The following is an 18,644-nucleotide window of genomic DNA, read 5'->3' on the forward strand; positions in this document are numbered from 1 at the left end:
TTATGTGAAGTGACCGTGAAGCGTAAACGAGGCCTGTGCGCCGCCTTGTGGTCGGTTGCACAATGTCACCGTCCCCTCGTGCAGTCGCGCAACCTCACTGACAAACGCCAGCCCTAAACCGCTGCTCTTATGCCCATTTTCACGGGGCAGCGAATAGAAACGCTCAAAAATACGCGGCAACGCGAAGTCGGGGATCCCGCTGCCGCTGTCGATTATCTGCAACGTGACCAGTTCATCCTGCTGATGCGCGCTCAGCGTAATCGTCCCGTCCTGTGGTGTGAAGTCGATAGCGTTGTCGAGCAAATTCCCCAATGCCTGCTCCAGTAACGCAGGCTCGGCGGCGACGCTAAGCGATGAAGGCATAATGGTAAGCGTGATGTTTTTTGCCGCCAGTTGCACGCTACGCGCCTCTTTGAGCTGAGCAAACAGCGCATCTACCGCCACTGGCGTCAACGTAATGTCCTGTCGATTCTCCAGCCGCGCCTGGCGTAACAGGGTTTCGACCAGCGCCTGCATGCGCGCATTTTGCGTCAGGATATTATCGGTAAAGCGCGCAACCACGTTCGGCGGCGGACCTTCGCGCAAAATCTCAGCCGCGCCGCGAATGGCCGCCAGCGGACTTTTCAGTTCATGCGTTAACGCATAAACATACTGCTCAATGTAGTTTTTGCCCTCCAGCTTCAGTCGCATACTTTCCAGCGCCTGCGCCAGTTTACGTAGCTCGCTGCTACCTAAATCAGGCAGTGGGACGGGGCGATTCTCGGTAACGGAGTCGGCATAGCGCGCCAGCCGGGCGATGGAGCGGTTTATCCACCATACCATCCCGATGCCAATCACTAAGGCAATGCCCAGCAATACGGCGCTGGCCCACAGCATCCGCCGTTCACTGCGTTTAATCACCGGCGCCATCGCCGCATTCGGTTTACCGACGCTAAGCACTCCGATAATACGTCCGCCGTCTACGATCGGCGCGGCCACGTACATCACTGAACTTTCCGGATCGTTCGGGTTTTGCGGCGTACTGCGGGCGCCATATTGCCCACGCAGGGTTAACCACACGTCGTTCCAGCGAGAATAGTCCTGACCGACAGCCTGGTTTGCGGAATCAAACAACACCTTACCCTGGGCGTCCGTCATGTAGACATGGTATTCATTACGGACTTTGTTAATGCCGCTGATATTGGCGCTGAATGGGCGGTTATGCAGTTGCGAAAATGCCTGCGCCAGCTTGCCGTTGGCTGGAGAGTCAGAGAGCAAGTCATCGCGCGCCAGCGCAGCCAGCAGCGTGGCGGTATCAATCAAAGTGCCTTCGGTTGCCCGGCGGACGCCTGGTTTAATTTCCTGTACAAAGATCGACAAAACGAACCAGGCGGCGACGGCAACAATCAGAAAATAGCCGAGCAACAAACGCATGCCAATGCGCATCAGACGCTCCTCAGGCTATATCCCATACCGCGATGCGTATTGATGGGGGAAAGCTCAGGGTTGATAGCCCGCAGCTTGGCGCGCAGCGTTTTAATGTGGGTATCGACCGTTCTGTCAAAGGTGTCCTGCGCATCGGCCCAGACTAAATCCATCAACTGCTGGCGTGAGTAAATGCGCCCCGGCGACAATAGCAACGTTTTCAGCAACAGAAATTCATAGCGCGTCAGGTTTAACGGCTTGCCGAACCAGGTAATCTGCGCGGCCAGCTCATTAAGTTCAAAATCGCCGCAACGCGTCGTCGATGAAGGAGCAGAGAATTTCTGCACCCGCCGCAGCAGCGTACGCACGCGGGCGCACACCTCGCGCGGTGAGAAAGGCTTGGCAACATAGTCATCCGCGCCAATTTCCAGCCCCAGCAGGCGATCCACCTCATCGCTACGCGCGGTCAGAAACAGGATCGGCAACGCTGGATGCCGCTCCAGCAGGCGTCGACACAGTTCAAAACCGCTGATATCCGGTAGTCCGACATCCAGAATGATCGCATCAGGACAACGCTGGCGAGATTTCTCCAGCGCAGGTAACCCGCGCTCAAACGCTTCCACGCTAAAACCTTCCTGCTGCAGCATGTAGATGAGCGTATCGGCAATGCCCTGCTCATCCTCAACCAACCAGATCAACGGTTGTTGCATTTTGCTTCCTTGTTATTCCCGCCACGGCATGATGGGCACCGCACTGATGGCATTTTTGGGCGATCCATCGACCACTTTATCTGAATAGGCCAGATAGGCCAGTGCATTACGTTTCGCGTCGTAAAAACGCACGACCTGTAAGGATTTAAACACCAGCGAGGTACGTTTTTTAAATACCACTTCGCCCTGCGCTTTGCCGTTCTTGATTCTGTCGCTCAGTTCTACCGGCCCCACCTGCTGACAGGAAATGGCGGCATCGGAGGTATCTTCCGCCAGCCCCAGCCCACCTTTGATGCCGCCGGTCTTCGCCCGGCTCACGTAGCAGGTCACGTTGGTAACATCTGGATCGTCAAACGCTTCGACCACAATTTTATGATCCGGCCCAAACATTTTGAACACCGTATCGACAGATCCAATCTGCTCCGCATGGGCGACCTGCGCTAACATCAGCAGAATTGAGGAAATGATTAAGCTCTTATATTTCATATTGTTACCATTTTTAAAAGTTACTCTGTGTAATTATTCGACATTCTAAGATAAAACGTATACAGATCACAGGATTACAATAATCACGCTTTCGAATGATCGAAAAAAGCATTTATGAGCAAAAAAAACACTGAATGCTAAAACAGCAAAAAATGCTATTATCCTCATACCTGACGTCAGGTACTCGTTGTTGAAAGGATGAGGATATTTTATGGATCAGGCTGGCATTATTCGCGACCTATTAATCTGGCTGGAAGGTCATCTGGATCAGCCTTTGTCGCTTGACAATGTGGCGGCAAAAGCAGGCTATTCCAAGTGGCACCTGCAGAGAATGTTTAAGGACGTGACGGGCCATGCTATTGGCGCCTATATCCGCGCCCGTCGTTTATCGAAATCCGCAGTGGCGCTGCGCCTGACTGCACGCCCAATTCTGGATATTGCGCTGCAATATCGCTTTGACTCTCAACAAACCTTTACCCGCGCGTTCAAGAAACAGTTTTCCCAGACGCCTGCGCTGTATCGCCGTTCGCCGGAATGGAGCGCGTTTGGTATTCGCCCGCCTATGCGACTGGGTGAATTTGCCATGCCTGCGCACGAGTTTGTCACGCTGGAAGATACGCAACTGCTTGGCACCACGCAAAGCTATTCCTGCTCGCTGGAGCAGATTTCAGATTTCCGTCATGAAATGCGAATTCAGTTCTGGCGCGACTTCCTTAGCCAGGCTCCTGCGATCCCACCGGTGCTGTACGGGCTGAACGAAACGCGTCCGAGCATTGAAAAAGATGACGAGCAGGAAGTGTTTTACACCACAGCACTGACGCCGGAACAGGCCAATGGTTATGTGCCGTCGGCACAGCCTATCCTGCTACAAGGCGGCGAGTATGTGATGTTTACCTATGAAGGGCTGGGGACCGGTGTACAGGAGTTTATCCTGACGGTTTACGGCACATGCATGCCAATGCTGAACCTGACGCGCCGTAAAGGGCAGGATATCGAGCGATACTACCCGGCAGAAGATGCCAAAGCGGGAGATCGCCCGATCAACCTGCGCTGCGAATTCCTGATTCCGATTCGCCGCTAGCGCTGCAGTTCGTCTAACGCAGGGGCGTCCAGATGTGAGATGTCCCCTGCCGTTTCAACTACCCATCCCGGCGCCAGCCACAAACTTTCCTGGTAATCGACGCGAGAAATAGAACAGTTGCGCAGACGCAGGCGACGTTCAGCCCATGCCGGTAATCCCAGAATCGTACTCACCAGGCAACCCAGTGCAATACCGTGACTGACCAGCAGCGGACGACTCCCCGGCGGCAACTCCAGACAGGATGCCAGCGCCGCGTGGACGCGATCGCTCAGTTCCTGCATCGATTCCCCTTCAGGAATACGCCCCTCCACCGTACCGTTCACCAACTGGCGACGCCAGCCCTCTTCTTCCGACGTCAGCGTATCGATATGGCGTTGCTCCAGCACGCCCATATTCAGCTCGCGCAAACGTGAGTCATAGGTGATATCACAGCCACAGGCCTGGGCGATGATTTCTGCGGTGCGTCGTGTACGACCTAAATCGCTGCTGATGACATGCGTAATACCAAACGTGCGGGCGCGTTCGCCCACCTGCATGGCTTGCTGTTCACCTTTAGCGGTCAGTGGGCTGTCTGACTGGCCTTGAATACGTCGCTCGGCGTTCCACTGCGTTTCGCCATGGCGAACAAGGTATACCTGTAACATGCTTTTTTTCCGTTATACTGCGATGCGATGAATTTTCAAACTGAGCTTAATTATGCACAAGGTTATCTCTGCGACCACCAATCCTGCCAAAATTCAGGCAATTCTGCGGGCATTTGAAGAGATTTTCGGGGAAGGATCCTGCCATATTGAACCCGTCGCCGTCGAGAGTGGCGTGCCGGAACAACCTTTCGGAAACCAGGAAACGCGCACTGGCGCACGAAATCGCGTTGATAATGCGCGCCGTCTGCACCCGCAGGCTGATTTCTGGGTCGCTATTGAAGCGGGAATTGACGACGATGCGACCTTCAGTTGGGTGGTGATTGATAATGGCGTCCAGCGCGGCGAAGCCCGTTCAGCCACGCTGCCATTGCCAGCTGTCATTCTCGACAGAGTCCGTCAGGGCGAAGCGCTCGGTCCGGTGATGTCGGACTACACGGGTATTGATGAGATTGGCCGTAAAGAGGGCGCTATCGGCGTCTTTACCGCGGGCAAGCTGACGCGCTCAAGCGTATACCACCAGGCGGTGATTCTGGCGCTCAGCCCGTTTCATAACGCAGTGTATTTATAGCGTTGTGCCGGATGGCGGCTTCGCCTTATCCGGCCACAACCGCGCCACATAATTAGGCCTGAAAGCGAAGTGCCATCAGGCATTTTTTAGCAGCACCTGCTCCAGCCAATGACGCAGATCCACCGGTGCGGATTTGAGGCTGTTCGACCCCCGTGTAATGGTGGCGATCCCCGCCCCGAGCTCGTTTTTAAGCTCGCGCTGACTCATCTCGCCGCGCAGCAGCTCTTCAATGATACGCACGCGCGTGCCCAGCGCTTCGCGCTCATCCGGCGTTAACATCAAATTGAGCAAGGGCAGGTGTAAGTCTTGTTCATAGGCGTGTTTAAGCAGATCGACAAAACGTAACCACTCCTGGTGACGCTGTTCTGCCATCTCTGCCGAATAGGGTGATTGCTGAGTCATAAGTTATCGCCATCGTTGCGGGGGAAGCGTGCTTGCCTCCCCCTTTTGTACTCTTTAACGAGTACGATAGCATAACACAACCGACACGATCAGTAACGACGTTGCCATTCTGCGTCGCTCATCAACTCCGGTTTGTCACCGAGGAAATAGCGATAGTACGCATCGTAAGCCAGCACGTTCTTCACGTAGCCACGCGTCTCAGAGAATGGAATGCTTTCGACAAACGCGACAGCATCGATACGACCCGCGCTATTGCCAAGCCAGGTGCGAACGCGCCCCGGTCCGGCGTTATAGGCCGCCGACGCGAAAATGCGGTTATTACCGAATTGCTGATAGACATACTGTAAATAGCTGGTACCAATGTTGATGTTGGTATCAGGATCCAGTAGTTGGCTCGGGCTGCTGTAACCTGGAATCGTGAACATTTTCACCGTATGCGTCGCCGTGCCCGGCATAATCTGCATCAGCCCGCTGGCACCAACCGGCGATTTTACTTTCGGGTTCCAGGCGCTTTCCTGACGCGCTATCGCCATCGCATAGCTTGGCGGAATATCCTTGCCGCTGGTGTAGCGTGTAAACAGATCCTTGTAGGCCAGTGGGAAACGCTCTTCCAGATGATCCCACAGCTTACCGGCGATCGTCGCTTGTACGCTCAGATCCCACCAGTGATTGTTGAACGCGTAACGCGCCAGCTGAGCCTGCTCAGACTTCGTGCGACTGGTGACCAGATTCGCCCATTCACTGCGTGCGGTATTGTCCAGGTTCCAGTACATTAGCTCGCGCACACGTGCCATTTCCGGTCCCTGAGTCAGCGCAGAGTCAACGTTTGCCGGGGCTTTATCCACTTTCAGCTCGTACTCTTCACCCAGACGCTGTGCCGCCACCATCGGATAGAAACCGCGCTGCTGCATGAGCTGGTGCAGGATCTCTTTGGCTTCCGCCTCACGCCCGCGCTCAAGCAGCAGATCCGCCTGCCAGTAACGCCACTCATCTTTCTCTTTTGCTTCCATTGGCAGACGCGCCAGCCAGGTATTCAGACCACGACGATCGCCGGTTCCCAGTGCCATGCGCACCCGGCGCTCCACAAGCGAGGTGGAATTCGAGCGCATAATGGCGTCATCGCGCCATTTGGCCTGCTCATCGGTAACGTCATTGCCCATCAGACGCCAGGCGACGATGTCGCGCAGCTCCTGGGTTTGCTCGTCATTCAGCTGTTGCGCCTGCGCCAGAGATGGGATCATCAGGCGGGCGTTTTCCGCGTCCTGACGCGCCACGCTGGAAAAAGCCACCGCCGCCATCTGTCGGGTGAAATCCGTCGCGCCAGTGGTGCGTGCAAAGGTCATCACCGAATTCGGATCGTTGGCCAGCGCGATGATCGCCGAAGCGATAGTTTGGTATTGCGCGGGCATTTGTCCAGCCAACGCCGTGACCAGACCGGTATTCCCGGCTTTCATCGCCAGACGAATACGCTCCAGATACGCCAGCGGATCCTGAGTTCCTGAGGCGCGCCATACGCCGAATAATTTGTCACAGGCGTTCGGCTGGCTTTTCCCGCTCAACCACAGTTCTTTCGCGCCCTGCCAGGCCTCTTCGGTTTGCCCGGTGCTCCATTTCGCAAAGTAATAGTTGCATTGCGCTTCCGTGGTACCCGGTTTTTCTGGGCTGAACGCCAGCAGTCCACGCCAGTCCTCCCGTCGCGCCAGTTCATTCACGAAACGTGATTGCAGAGTACGCGCGGGGGGCAGCGTCGGGTTGGCGCGCACAAAATTGGTAACGGTAATGGTAGGCTGATTCATCAGATCGTCAGTAATCTGACGATATTCCAGATAAGGATACAGAGGATAATCCTTCAGGCCGGGCATCATCTGCTCTACGACATCCATCTGTCGGTTATCCCAGGCCTGTTTAATTTGCGCATAGCGATTGCGCTGCTCATCCAGGGAATCGGCTCGCGCCACTTGACTGACCGTCAGCAGACATACGCTGGCCGCCAGCAGGCGCCAGGTAAATTGATTGGCTTTGTCCACAAGCTCTTCCTCTTCTCATGTTACGTCTGTGCAGCATCATGCCGCTTAATTAGTTCATGCTAACCAGACATTGCAGAATGCGCCACGTCACGGACACTTTTTTACTTTTGTTGCGAGTGAGATCTGCTGGCTGGGATTGGGCAATGAAAAAGGCTACACTTCGCCTTTGATAACTATTTACCAATAATTAGCCCTAAATAATTCAAGTTGCAGCAAGGCGGCGAGGGAGTAAATCCCCTGAGCGTACAAAGTGCGTGACTGGGGGGAACAACAAATCTGTCAGGAACAGATTTGAACGCTGCGGAGCAGCGGCCCGCAAGGGCGAGGCTCATGGATGAGCCGAGTAACTCACAGCCAACGCATCTGTAGCTTGAAGTATGACGGGATAAATAAAGAGGCGAGTCCAACGTGGCCCAATTTGTTTATACCATGCATCGTGTCGGCAAAGTCGTTCCGCCGAAACGTCATATTCTTAAAAACATCTCACTGAGCTTCTTCCCTGGCGCCAAAATCGGTGTTCTTGGTCTGAACGGCGCGGGTAAATCGACCCTGCTGCGCATCATGGCCGGCATTGATACCGATATCGAAGGTGAAGCTCGCCCACAGCCTGGCATTAAAATCGGTTACCTGCCGCAGGAACCGAAACTGAACCCGGAACATACCGTTCGTGAATCCGTGGAAGAAGCGGTTGCCGAAGTGGTTAACGCGCTGAAAGGTCTGGATGAAGTGTACGCAAAGTACGCCGAGCCGGACGCCGACTTCGATAAACTCGCTGCGCAACAGGGCAAGTTTGAAGAGATCATTCAGGCGCACGACGGTCATAACCTGAACGTGCAGCTTGAGCGTGCCGCTGACGCCCTGCGTCTGCCGGACTGGGACGCTAAAATTGAGAATCTCTCCGGTGGTGAACGCCGCCGCGTCGCGCTGTGCCGCCTGCTGCTGGAAAAACCAGACATGCTGCTGCTCGACGAACCGACTAACCACCTGGACGCCGAATCCGTTGCGTGGCTGGAACGCTTCCTGCACGACTTCGAAGGCACCGTGGTGGCGATTACCCACGACCGTTACTTCCTCGACAACGTTGCGGGCTGGATTCTGGAGCTTGACCGCGGCGAAGGTATTCCATGGGAAGGCAACTACTCCTCCTGGCTGGAGCAGAAAGATCAGCGTCTGGCGCAGGAAGCGTCTCAGGAAGCGGCTCGCCGTAAATCCATTGAGAAAGAGCTGGAGTGGGTGCGTCAGGGCGCTAAAGGCCGTCAGTCTAAGGGTAAAGCCCGTCTGGCACGTTTTGAAGAGCTGAACAACACCGAATACCAGAAGCGTAACGAAACCAACGAACTGTTTATCCCACCTGGAGCACGTCTGGGTGATAAAGTCGTTGAAGTCACCAATCTGCGTAAATCCTACGGCGATCGCGTTCTGATTGACGACCTGAGCTTCTCCGTACCGAAAGGCGCCATCGTCGGCATCATCGGTCCGAACGGCGCGGGTAAATCTACCCTGTTCCGTATGATGTCCGGTCAGGAACAGCCAGACAGCGGCACCATCACACTGGGTGAAACCGTCAAGCTGGCCTCCGTTGACCAGTTCCGTGACGCCATGGACAACAGCAAAACCGTGTGGGAAGAAGTTTCCGGCGGGCTGGATATCATGAAGATCGGCAACACCGAGATGCCAAGCCGCGCCTACGTAGGCCGCTTCAACTTTAAAGGTGTTGATCAGGGTAAACGCGTAGGCGAACTCTCCGGCGGTGAGCGCGGTCGTCTGCACCTGGCGAAGCTGCTGCAGGTTGGCGGCAACATGCTGCTGCTTGATGAACCAACCAACGACCTGGATATCGAAACCCTGCGCGCGCTGGAAAACGCCCTGCTGGAGTTCCCGGGCTGCGCGATGGTCATCTCGCACGACCGTTGGTTCCTCGACCGTATCGCGACCCACATTCTGGATTACCAGGATGAAGGTAAGGTTGAGTTCTTCGAAGGTAACTTTACCGAATACGAAGAGTACAAGAAACGCACGCTGGGCGCAGATGCGCTGGAGCCGAAGCGTATTAAGTACAAGCGTATTTCGAAGTAATTACCGTTAAGCGCCGGATGGCGGCGTTACGCCTCATCCGGCCTACGAGGTTAGTGCGACTTGTAGGCCGGATAAGCGCAACGCCATCCGGCATTTACGCTATCTCTGCTCGCCCATCAACTCTTTCACCAACTCCACGCAGCGCAGAAATCGACCGTCATAGTCGGGCTCCTGAACGTGCACAAAATTGATATTGTTTTCCTGCAGCATCTCGACCAGCAGCGACTGAAACGCTTTTCTGTCAACCGAACTGCCGAGACTGCGTAAGCCATCCGCCACCCATGGAGTATTGTTCTCCAGCAGGATCACCAGGTCAAAGCGATACTCGTCAATCAGGGCCTGCACAAACGGGTGTTCACGCCCTTCATACTTTTTGCAGAAGGCCTGAGTGGTAACGAAATCGGTGTCGATAAACGCCACTTTATTGGCATACTTGACTGCAAAATCAATGTATTGGGCTTGTCCCAGGGCGATTTTATCGTAGTCAGAATACTGCAACGCCATCTCATCACCACCCAAATGGGAGAAGACGTAATCACGCCCATATTCCCACGCACTGGTAGTGTTAAAGATATTGGCGAGCTTGTTCACCAGCGTCGATTTTCCGCTCGACTCTCCGCCGAGGATCGCCACAGTGCGCACGAAAAACGGCTTCACTTCTGTAGGAATATACTCCCAGTAGCGAAACGGGTTCTCACGGATTTGCCCGCCGCTGATGTTCATAAACGTCCGTTTGGGATCCACCAGCACGGTTTCGATCCCCAGATGTTCCAGATACTGCGGGGCATCTGACTCTTCAGAGGTGTAAATCCAGTTAGGCTGGATCCCTTTCTCCTGCATAAACGTTTTGATCCCGTTGCTCCACACATCCCAACCGTGTGGGTACGGCTCCATACCCTCTTCGTTGAAGGCATGAATACGGATATTTTTCTGATACTTAAAGGTTTGCAGCAGCCAGCGTAGACGATCGGGCACCGTGGGCTGTTGCGACATAGCGCTGTCTTCAAACAGGCTGCGATCGCGCGTGTCGTCATATCCCATGATGATATGCAGTTCATCGACCTGACTACACGCGCGCTGGATAAGATAGATATGGCCGGTATGCAGCGGATAAAACTTACCGAATACCACACCGATATTCTTCTGCTGGCGCGGAAACTCCAGCCCGAGAAACCGGTGCAACGCCTCCAGCTTTTGCGCGCTGGGGCTTTTAATTTTGGCATTCAGCAGTTGACTTAAATATCCCTTGGTCATGCCACTTGCATCTGCCACCTGTTGCAGGGTACAGCCCTTTTGCTTAATGGCAGTTTTCAGATAATCAAATGACACAAGAGCCTCCTGCTGTAAAAATAAACGTAATACCCAATACCGCCGGAAAGACGGCGGGTATTTTATTATAGGTCGTCAAACACGCTTAAAGCATCCGTAAGCTTCTTAACGCCAAAGACCTGCATCCCTTCCGGCACTTTTTTCGGCACGTTGGCGGCAGGAACAATCGCCCGACGAAAGCCGTGCTTCGCCGCTTCGGAAATACGCTCCTGGCCGCTGGGTACCGGACGGATTTCGCCCGCCAGTCCCACTTCGCCAAAGACCACTAAGTCCTGCGGCAGCGGTCGGTCGCGCAGGCTGGAAACCATTGCCAGTAGCAGTGCCAGATCGGCGCTGGTTTCGGTAACCTTCACGCCGCCAACCACGTTGACGAACACGTCCTGATCCGCCATCTGCAAGCCGCCGTGACGATGCAGCACGGCCAGCAGAATCGCCAGACGGTTCTGCTCCAGACCGACCGCCACACGACGCGGATTCGCCATCATCGAATGGTCGACCAGCGCCTGAATCTCCACCAGCAATGGGCGCGTGCCTTCCCAGACCACCATCACCGAACTGCCGGAGGTGACTTCATCGCCACGGCTTAAGAAGATAGCGGAAGGGTTGCTAACTTCACGCAGCCCCTGTTCGGTCATGGCAAAGACGCCCAGTTCATTCACCGCGCCAAAGCGGTTTTTATGGCTACGCAGAGTACGAAAACGAGAATCGGCGTCGCCGTCGAGCAGCACCGAGCAGTCAATACAGTGCTCCAGCACCTTTGGACCGGCCAGCGAGCCGTCTTTGGTGACGTGGCCGACCATGACAATCGCCACGCCGCGCGTTTTGGCGAAGCGGGTCAGGTAAGCCGCGGTTTCGCGTACCTGTGCCACGCTGCCCGGCGAAGACTGAATATCCGCCATGTGCATCACCTGAATGGAGTCGATAACCATCAGCCTCGGCTGTTCTTCTTCGGCAATCAGGCAAATTTGTTCGATACTGGTTTCCGACAGCATGTTCAGATTCGCCGTCGGCAGACCGAGTCGATGCGCGCGCATCGCCACCTGTTGCAAAGACTCTTCGCCGGTGACGTACAAGGTTTTCATCTGCTCAGCGAGCTTGCACAGCGTTTGCAGCAGCAGCGTTGATTTCCCTGCGCCGGGGTTACCGCCAATCAGGATGGCGCTGCCGGGCACCACACCGCCGCCCAGCACGCGGTCAAACTCTTTAAATCCGGTGGAAAAACGCGGCAACTCTTCAAGGCTGATATCAGACAGCTTCTGCACTTTTGCGACGCCCGCATTCCCGGCATAGCCGCTGAGCCGCTCGTTACGCGCCACCGTTGGTGACGCTGCAAGGCGTACCTCGGTAATGGTGTTCCAGGCCTGACAGGCGCTGCATTGCCCTTGCCAGCGCGGGTAATCGGCCCCGCATTCGTTACAAACAAAGGCGCGTTTTGGAGCTTTGGCCACGTTTTACCTCTTTCGTTAGCGCGTTTACCGGACAGCGTGGGCGCTTATCCGGCCTACGGTCACTTTGCCATCAGGCAATTAAATCATTTCTGGTTCATGCTGCCAGAGAGAATGCAGAACACGCCCATCAGGTCAGCGTGACGAATCGTAATCTCCGTCTTTTCATTCACTTTGGGTTTGGCATGATACGCTATACCCAGTCCAGCCGTTTTGATCATCGGCAGATCGTTGGCGCCATCGCCGATCGCCACCGTCTGCGCCATCGGGATCTCATACTCCTGCGCCAGGCGGGTCAGGGTGTTGGCTTTGTACTGGGCATCGACGATATCGCCGATCACGTTGCCGGTGAATTTACCATCCATGATCTCCAGCTCGTTTGCCACAGCCGCCGTCAGACGTAGTTTGTTACGCAGATAATCGGCAAAGAAGGTAAAACCGCCGGAGGCAATTGCCACTTTCCAGCCGAGCGTTTCCAGTTTTAACACCAGCTGAGTCAGGCCAGGCATCAGTGGTAGCGTTTCGCGCACCTGGTGCAAAATATTGGCATCAGCGCCCTTCAACGTCGCCACGCGGCTGCGCAAGCTGGCGGTAAAGTCCAGCTCGCCGCGCATCGCGCGTTCGGTGACTTCCGCAACCATTTCGCCGGTTCCCGCCAGTTTGGCAATTTCATCGATACACTCGATCTGGATAGCCGTTGAATCCATGTCCATCACCAGCAAACCCGGCGTGCGCAAATGCGGAATTTTACCCAGTGGCGCAACATCCAGTTTGGCATCATGCGCCAGTTTTGCCGCACGCGGCGTTAACGAGCCCGCCAGACGAATCACCTGATAATCCTCAACGCACCACGCCGCCACGATCACCATCGCTGCACCCAGTTTGCTCTGGTATTGCGTTAACCGTTGTTTATCCAGCCCACGACCGTACAGCAGCCAGCCACTGCGGCCCGCGTGGTAATCCAGCGGCATGACTTCATCACCGCTTAAAGAGAGAGGCAGACCTGGCCACAGAGAAACATCTTCAGGTAGATCGCACCAGGTAATGTTAGGCATTAAAGCTCCTGTAAAATCGTTCGGGTCGGAATCATCAGGGGAAAATAACGCATGAGGCTACCCTGTAACCAGCGCTTCTGGCAACATTAAGTCTCAAATTTTCAGCAGGTGGAATATGGCTCGCACAAAACTGAAATTCCGACTTCATCGTGCAGTGATTGTATTGTCCTGCCTTGCGCTGCTCGTTGCTCTGATGCAGGGCGCGTCCTGGTTTAGTCAAAGCCACCAACAGCAGCGTAATCCGCAGCTCGAAGAGCTGGCGCGCACGCTGGCTCGCCAGGTCTCCTTGAACGTCGCCCCGCTGATGCGTACCGAAACGCCGGATGAAAAGCGCATTAAAGCGGTACTCTCGCAGCTCACGGAAAGTAGCCGTATTCTGGATGCGGGGGTCTACGATGAACAGGGAGACCTGATTACACGCACCGGTGAGAGCGTCAACGTTCGTGACCGACTGGCGTTGGACGGCAAAAAAGCCGGGGGCTATTTTAACCAGCAGATTGTCGAGCCCATTCAGGGAAGAAATGGTCCACTGGGCTATCTACGCCTGACGCTGGATACCCACACGCTCGCCACCGAAGCCAAGCAGGTGGATAACACCACCAACATCTTACGCCTAATGCTGCTTCTGTCACTGGCAATTGGCGTGGTGCTCACCCGTACCTTGTTGCAAGGCAAGCGCACCCGCTGGCAGCAATCCCCTTTCCTGCTGACCGCCAACAAACCGGTACAGGAAGAAGATAACGAGAAGAAAGAGTAATAACAGAAAGGAAATCGACCATGACGACACTACGCCTGCTTATCTCAGACTCTTACGATCCGTGGTTTAACCTCGCGGTCGAAGAGTGCATTTTTCGCCAGATGCCCGCCACGCAGCGCGTCCTGTTCTTGTGGCGTAACGCCGATACGGTGGTGATTGGCCGGGCGCAAAACCCGTGGAAAGAGTGTAATACCCGCCGTATGGAAGAAGACAACGTGCGGCTCGCCCGTCGCAGCAGCGGCGGCGGCGCGGTGTTCCATGACTTAGGCAATACCTGCTTTACCTTTATGGCCGGTAAACCGGAGTACGACAAAACCATCTCTACTGCTATTGTCCTCCATGCCCTGAACGCGCTGGGCGTAGACGCCGACGCCTCCGGGCGTAACGATCTGGTCGTGAAAACGCCAGACGGCGATCGCAAAGTTTCCGGCTCTGCTTATCGGGAAACGAAAGACCGCGGATTCCACCACGGCACGCTGTTGTTGAACGCCGATCTCAGCCGCCTGGCAAACTATCTCAATCCGGATAAAAAGAAACTCGCCGCCAAAGGCATCACCTCGGTTCGCTCGCGCGTAGCGAATCTAACGGAGCTGTTGCCGGGCATCACCCACAAACAGGTCTGTCAGGCCATCACGGAAGCCTTTTTTGCCCACTACGGCGAACGTGTCGAAGCGGATATTATCTCGCCGGACAAAACCCCGGATCTGCCGAACTTTGCCGAAACCTTTGCCCGTCAGAGCAGTTGGGAGTGGAATTTTGGTCAGGCGCCCGCGTTCTCGCATCTTCTGGACGAGCGTTTCACCTGGGGCGGCGTTGAGCTGCATTTCGACGTGGAAAAAGGTCATATTACCCGTACGCAGGTCTTTACCGACAGCCTCAATCCCGCGCCGTTAGAAGCGCTGGCGGGTCGTCTGCAGGGGTGTTTGTACCGTGCGGATATGCTGCAACAGGAGTGCGAAGCGCTGCTGGTTGATTTCCCACAGCAGGAGAAAGAGTTACGCGAGCTGTCAGCGTGGATTGCCAGTGCAGTGAGCTAAACGCGGGCCTGAAAATGCCGGATGGCGGTCCGGCATACATCGATTGTATGCCCGGTAAGCGCAGCGCTACCGGGCATCACAACACTTACTCTTTATCGCCCAGCAGAACGGATTCCAGTGCGATTTTGATCATGTCGTTGAAGGTCGTCTGACGTTCAGCGGCAGTGGTCTGCTCGTGAGTACGGATATGGTCGGACACGGTGCAGATGGTCAGCGCTTTCGCACCAAACTCAGCCGCAACGCCGTAGATACCCGCCGCTTCCATTTCCACGCCCAGCACGCCGTATTTTTCCATTACGTCGAACATTTCGCCGTCCGGAGAGTAGAACAGGTCAGCGGAGAACAGGTTGCCCACGCGCGCGTCTACGCCCAGCGCTTTTGCCGCATCAACTGCATTACGCACCATGTCGAAGTCAGCGATAGCTGCGAAGTCATGATCTTTAAAACGGATACGGTTTACTTTGGAGTCGGTGCAGGCGCCCATACCGATAACCACGTCACGCAGTTTAACGTCCATACGCACAGCGCCGCAGGAGCCTACGCGAATGATTTTCTTCACGCCAAAATCGGTGATCAGCTCTTTGGTGTAGATAGAGCAGGACGGGATACCCATCCCGTGACCCATAACGGAGATCTTACGGCCTTTGTAAGTACCGGTGAAACCTAACATGCCGCGAACGTTGTTCACTTCACGAACATCTTCGAGGAAAGTTTCAGCAATATGCTTTGCGCGCAGCGGGTCGCCCGGCATCAATACGACGTCAGCGAAATCACCCATTTCTGCATTAATATGTGGAGTTGCCATCTTCAGTTCCCTTTTGATTTATTGTTTTTGTCGGGGGGGTAGCACTGCCTTACCCAACCGACAAAACGAATTCAAATACCCTAAGGATTTCGCGTTGTAGGAAGGCGACGAATTCGGAACCCCCGGGAGCATAGATTACCTATGTGACCGGGGTGAGCGAATGAAGTCAACGCATCTACAGCGCGAAAGACAACGGGTATCACAGCATGTTTTTACCGTAGTCCATCGGCGATGTACCAAAGTAGCTCGCCAGCGTCTGGCCAATATCCGCGAAAGTTTCACGGTGACCTAAAGAGCCTGGTTTCACTTTCGGGCCGTAAACCAGCACCGGAATGTGCTCACGGGTGTGGTCAGTGCCGGTCCAGCTCGGGTCACAGCCGTGGTCAGCGGTCAGGATCAGAATGTCATCTTCACCCACCAGTTCCATCAGTTCAGGCAAACGGCGGTCGAACAGTTCCAGACCTGCAGCGTAACCAGCGATATCGCGACGATGTCCCCAGGAAGAGTCGAAATCAACGAAGTTAGTGAAGACGATGGTCTTATCACCCGCTTCTTTCATCTCTTTGATGGTGGCGTCGAACAGCGCGTCCAGGCCGGTAGCTTTCACTTTTTTGGTGATGCCGCAGTTAGCGTAAATATCCGCGATTTTACCGACGGAAACCACTTGACCGTCTTTCTCGTCGACCAGTTTCTGCAGCACAGTCGGTGCTGGCGGCTCAACGGCCAGATCGTGACGGTTACCGGTACGCTGGAAATTACCCGCTTTATCACCGATAAACGGACGCGCGATAACACGACCGATGTTGTAACCACCTTCGGTCAGTTCTTCACGAGCGATTTCACACAGTTCGTAGAGTTTATCCAAGCCAAAAGTCTCTTCGTGACAGGCAATCTGGAACACGGAGTCTGCAGAAGTATAGAAAATCGGCTTGCCGGTTTTCATATGCTCTTCACCCAGTTGATCCAGGATCACGGTACCGGAAGAGTGGCAGTTGCCGAGGTAGCCCGGCAGGTTGGCACGTTTGACCAGTTTATCCAGCAGTTCCTGCGGGAAGCTGTTGTCATGATCGGAGAAATAACCCCAGTCAAACAGAACCGGAACACCCGCGATTTCCCAGTGGCCAGACGGCGTGTCTTTCCCGGAAGAGAGTTCATGCGCCCAGGCGTAGGCACCAATCACTTCCGCGTTACCGTCCATACCAGCAGCAATTTTACCGGTAGAACCTTCGTGAGCTTTCACCAGGCCCAGACGGGTCAGGTTAGGCAGATTCAGTGGACCTTTGCGACCCTTGTCAGCTTCGCCTTTCGCACAGGCTTCTGCAATGTGTCCCATAGTGTCTGAGCCTACGTCGCCAAAGCGATCCGCATCTTCAGTCGCACCAATACCAAAGGAGTCCAGCACCATAATAAATGCACGTTTCATCTTGTTCTCCAACATCTGCGCCGCAAAAAAGCGATCAGATCAGTATACAGTTATTCGGTAATACGACGATAGACTGTCGGTGTAATTTCTGGCGCTTTATCGTCAAGGCTAATTGCCGCTTTGACCGCTTTCGCCGCTTCCTGCCAGCTGGCTTCGTCTTTGGCGTGGATCACCGCCAGCGGACGCTGTCCGTCTACGCTGTCGCCCAGACGCGCCATGTCGCTAAAGCCAACGCTGTAATCAATGGTGTCCGAAGCCTGACGACGACCGCCGCCCATGGAAACAACCGCCATTCCCAGCGCACGGGTATCCATAGCGCTGACAAAACCTTCGGTATCAGCATATACCGCTTTGCTGAGCATTGCCGTCGGCAGGTACTTCGCATAATTTTCGACGAAATCGGTCGGGCCTTTCTGCGCCGCAACCATGCGACCAAAAATCTCTGCCGCTTTGCCGTTATCCAGCACCGCCTGCAATTTCGCACGGGCTTCGGCATCGTCTTTCGCCAGATTGCCGGAGATCAGCATTTCCACGCACAGCGCCATCGTGACGTCTAACAGACGTGGATTGCGGTATTCACCTGTCAGGAACTGCACCGCTTCGCGGACTTCTACCGCGTTACCTGCGCTGGATGCCAGTACCTGGTTCATATCGGTTAACAGCGCGGTGGTACGTACACCCGCCCCGTTCGCCACGCCGACAATCGCTTCGGCAAGCGCTTCAGAAAGCTCATAGGTCGGCATAAAGGCGCCGCTGCCTACTTTCACGTCCATCACCAGCGCATCCAGTCCTTCCGCCAGCTTTTTCGCCAGGATAGAGCCGGTAATCAGCGGGATGGAATCCACCGTCGCGGTAATATCGCGGGTGGCATAAAAACGTTTGTCCGCCGGTGCGAGCGAGCTGGTTTGCCCAATAATCGCCACACCCACGTCTTTAATAATTTCACGGAAACGCGCATCGTCCGGGAAGATGTCAAACCCTGGGATGGCTTCCAGTTTATCGAGCGTACCGCCGGTATGACCCAGACCACGTCCGGAGATCATCGGAATATAGCCGCCGCATGCAGCGACCATCGGGCCTAACATCAGTGATGTTACGTCACCCACGCCGCCGGTAGAGTGTTTATCCACAATCGGGCCGTTCAGTTGCAGGCTTTTCCAGTCCAGCACGGTTCCTGAATCACGCATTGCCATGGTCAGCGAAACACGCTCAGGCATTGTCATATCGTGGAAGAAAATGGTCATCGCCAGGGCGGCGATTTGCCCTTCAGAGATGGTGTTGTCGCGAATCCCATTGATAAAGAAACGAATCTCTTCATCGCTCAGCGCATGACCATCACGTTTTTTACGAATAATTTCTTGTGCGAGAAACATGGTAACCCCCGATAAATCAGGT

At 54.9% G+C, this 18,644-nt stretch carries 17 protein-coding genes; 5 read left to right on the plus strand and 12 right to left on the minus strand.

Annotated features, from left to right (window positions below; genetic code table 11):
- The 3 genes from creC to creA are packed head-to-tail and all read right to left on the minus strand — an operon-like array spanning position 1 to position 2,600.
- On the minus strand, positions 1 to 1,425 hold the full coding sequence (creC, locus tag HV243_RS21140; protein WP_047500125.1) for a two-component system sensor histidine kinase CreC: 1,425 nt from the start codon (positions 1,423 to 1,425) through the stop codon (positions 1 to 3).
- Positions 1,425 to 2,114, minus strand: a complete 690-nt coding sequence (gene creB, locus HV243_RS21145) for a two-component system response regulator CreB (RefSeq protein ID WP_016151622.1) — start codon at positions 2,112 to 2,114, stop codon at positions 1,425 to 1,427. The genes creC and creB overlap by 1 nt, the downstream gene beginning before the upstream one ends.
- Before the next feature lie 12 nt (positions 2,115 to 2,126).
- The gene (creA, locus tag HV243_RS21150) at positions 2,127 to 2,600 is read right to left on the minus strand and encodes a protein CreA (protein WP_016151621.1); all 474 of its coding nucleotides are present in this window, start codon (positions 2,598 to 2,600) and stop codon (positions 2,127 to 2,129) included.
- Between the two features lie 211 nt (positions 2,601 to 2,811).
- On the opposite strand from creA, the gene robA reads away from it, so the two are divergent.
- Positions 2,812 to 3,681, plus strand: a complete 870-nt coding sequence (gene robA, locus HV243_RS21155; RefSeq protein ID WP_003837295.1) for an MDR efflux pump AcrAB transcriptional activator RobA — start codon at positions 2,812 to 2,814, stop codon at positions 3,679 to 3,681.
- Here the strand turns inward: robA and gpmB are convergent.
- Positions 3,678 to 4,325: a 2,3-diphosphoglycerate-dependent phosphoglycerate mutase GpmB gene (gpmB, locus tag HV243_RS21160; RefSeq protein WP_016151619.1), complete on the minus strand. Its 648-nt coding sequence runs from the start codon at positions 4,323 to 4,325 to the stop codon at positions 3,678 to 3,680. The genes robA and gpmB overlap by 4 nt on opposite strands.
- Before the next feature lie 52 nt (positions 4,326 to 4,377).
- Here gpmB and yjjX point away from each other — a divergent pair, with 52 nt between their 5' ends.
- Positions 4,378 to 4,893: an inosine/xanthosine triphosphatase gene (gene yjjX, locus HV243_RS21165; RefSeq protein ID WP_016151618.1), complete on the plus strand. Its 516-nt coding sequence runs from the start codon at positions 4,378 to 4,380 to the stop codon at positions 4,891 to 4,893.
- 75 nt (positions 4,894 to 4,968) lie between these two features.
- Here the strand turns inward: yjjX and trpR are convergent, their stop codons facing one another.
- Positions 4,969 to 5,295 (minus strand): trp operon repressor, encoded by a 327-nt coding sequence (trpR, locus tag HV243_RS21170; RefSeq protein ID WP_019078321.1) that lies wholly within the window; start codon positions 5,293 to 5,295, stop codon positions 4,969 to 4,971.
- 89 nt (positions 5,296 to 5,384) lie between these two features.
- Positions 5,385 to 7,322 carry a murein transglycosylase gene (gene sltY / locus HV243_RS21175; RefSeq protein WP_149330695.1) on the minus strand — a complete coding sequence of 646 codons (1,938 nt, stop codon included), beginning with the start codon at positions 7,320 to 7,322 and terminating at the stop codon, positions 5,385 to 5,387.
- 408 nt (positions 7,323 to 7,730) lie between these two features.
- On the opposite strand from sltY, the gene ettA reads away from it, so the two are divergent.
- On the plus strand, positions 7,731 to 9,398 hold the full coding sequence (gene ettA / locus HV243_RS21180; RefSeq protein ID WP_003019019.1) for an energy-dependent translational throttle protein EttA: 1,668 nt from the start codon (positions 7,731 to 7,733) through the stop codon (positions 9,396 to 9,398).
- Positions 9,399 to 9,497: 99 nt separating this feature from the next.
- Here ettA and nadR read toward each other — a convergent pair whose 3' ends face one another.
- The 3 genes from nadR to serB all read right to left on the minus strand — a co-directional run bounded on the left by nadR (position 9,498) and on the right by serB (position 13,227).
- Positions 9,498 to 10,727: a multifunctional transcriptional regulator/nicotinamide-nucleotide adenylyltransferase/ribosylnicotinamide kinase NadR gene (gene nadR, locus HV243_RS21185; protein WP_016151614.1), complete on the minus strand. Its 1,230-nt coding sequence runs from the start codon at positions 10,725 to 10,727 to the stop codon at positions 9,498 to 9,500.
- A gap of 65 nt (positions 10,728 to 10,792) precedes the next feature.
- Positions 10,793 to 12,175 (minus strand): DNA repair protein RadA, encoded by a 1,383-nt coding sequence (radA, locus tag HV243_RS21190; protein ID WP_053389006.1) that lies wholly within the window; start codon positions 12,173 to 12,175, stop codon positions 10,793 to 10,795.
- An 83-nt stretch (positions 12,176 to 12,258) separates the two neighbouring features.
- Positions 12,259 to 13,227, minus strand: a complete 969-nt coding sequence (gene serB / locus HV243_RS21195) for a phosphoserine phosphatase (RefSeq protein ID WP_003829946.1) — start codon at positions 13,225 to 13,227, stop codon at positions 12,259 to 12,261.
- 115 nt (positions 13,228 to 13,342) lie between these two features.
- Between serB and HV243_RS21200 the strand changes: the two genes are divergently transcribed.
- Complete coding sequence (locus tag HV243_RS21200) at positions 13,343 to 13,984, plus strand: YtjB family periplasmic protein (protein WP_016151612.1); 642 nt, start codon at positions 13,343 to 13,345, stop codon at positions 13,982 to 13,984.
- 20 nt (positions 13,985 to 14,004) lie between these two features.
- Positions 14,005 to 15,021 (plus strand): lipoate--protein ligase LplA, encoded by a 1,017-nt coding sequence (gene lplA / locus HV243_RS21205; RefSeq protein WP_053389007.1) that lies wholly within the window; start codon positions 14,005 to 14,007, stop codon positions 15,019 to 15,021.
- A gap of 85 nt (positions 15,022 to 15,106) precedes the next feature.
- On the opposite strand, the gene deoD is transcribed toward lplA, so the two are convergent.
- The 3 genes from deoD to deoA form a co-directional block, all read right to left on the minus strand.
- Positions 15,107 to 15,826, minus strand: a complete 720-nt coding sequence (gene deoD / locus HV243_RS21210) for a purine-nucleoside phosphorylase (protein ID WP_000224864.1) — start codon at positions 15,824 to 15,826, stop codon at positions 15,107 to 15,109.
- A 199-nt stretch (positions 15,827 to 16,025) separates the two neighbouring features.
- A complete protein-coding gene (gene deoB, locus HV243_RS21215) occupies positions 16,026 to 17,249 on the minus strand; it encodes a phosphopentomutase (protein ID WP_053389008.1) in 1,224 nt (407 codons plus the stop codon).
- A 50-nt stretch (positions 17,250 to 17,299) separates the two neighbouring features.
- Entirely contained in the window at positions 17,300 to 18,622 is a 1,323-nt protein-coding gene (gene deoA / locus HV243_RS21220; RefSeq protein WP_016151609.1) for a thymidine phosphorylase, read from the minus strand.
- Between the last annotated feature and the right edge of the window lie 22 nt (positions 18,623 to 18,644).

The sequence above is a fragment of the Citrobacter sp. RHBSTW-00599 genome (genome assembly GCF_013784065.1).
Classification (GTDB): domain Bacteria; phylum Pseudomonadota; class Gammaproteobacteria; order Enterobacterales; family Enterobacteriaceae; genus Citrobacter; species Citrobacter braakii.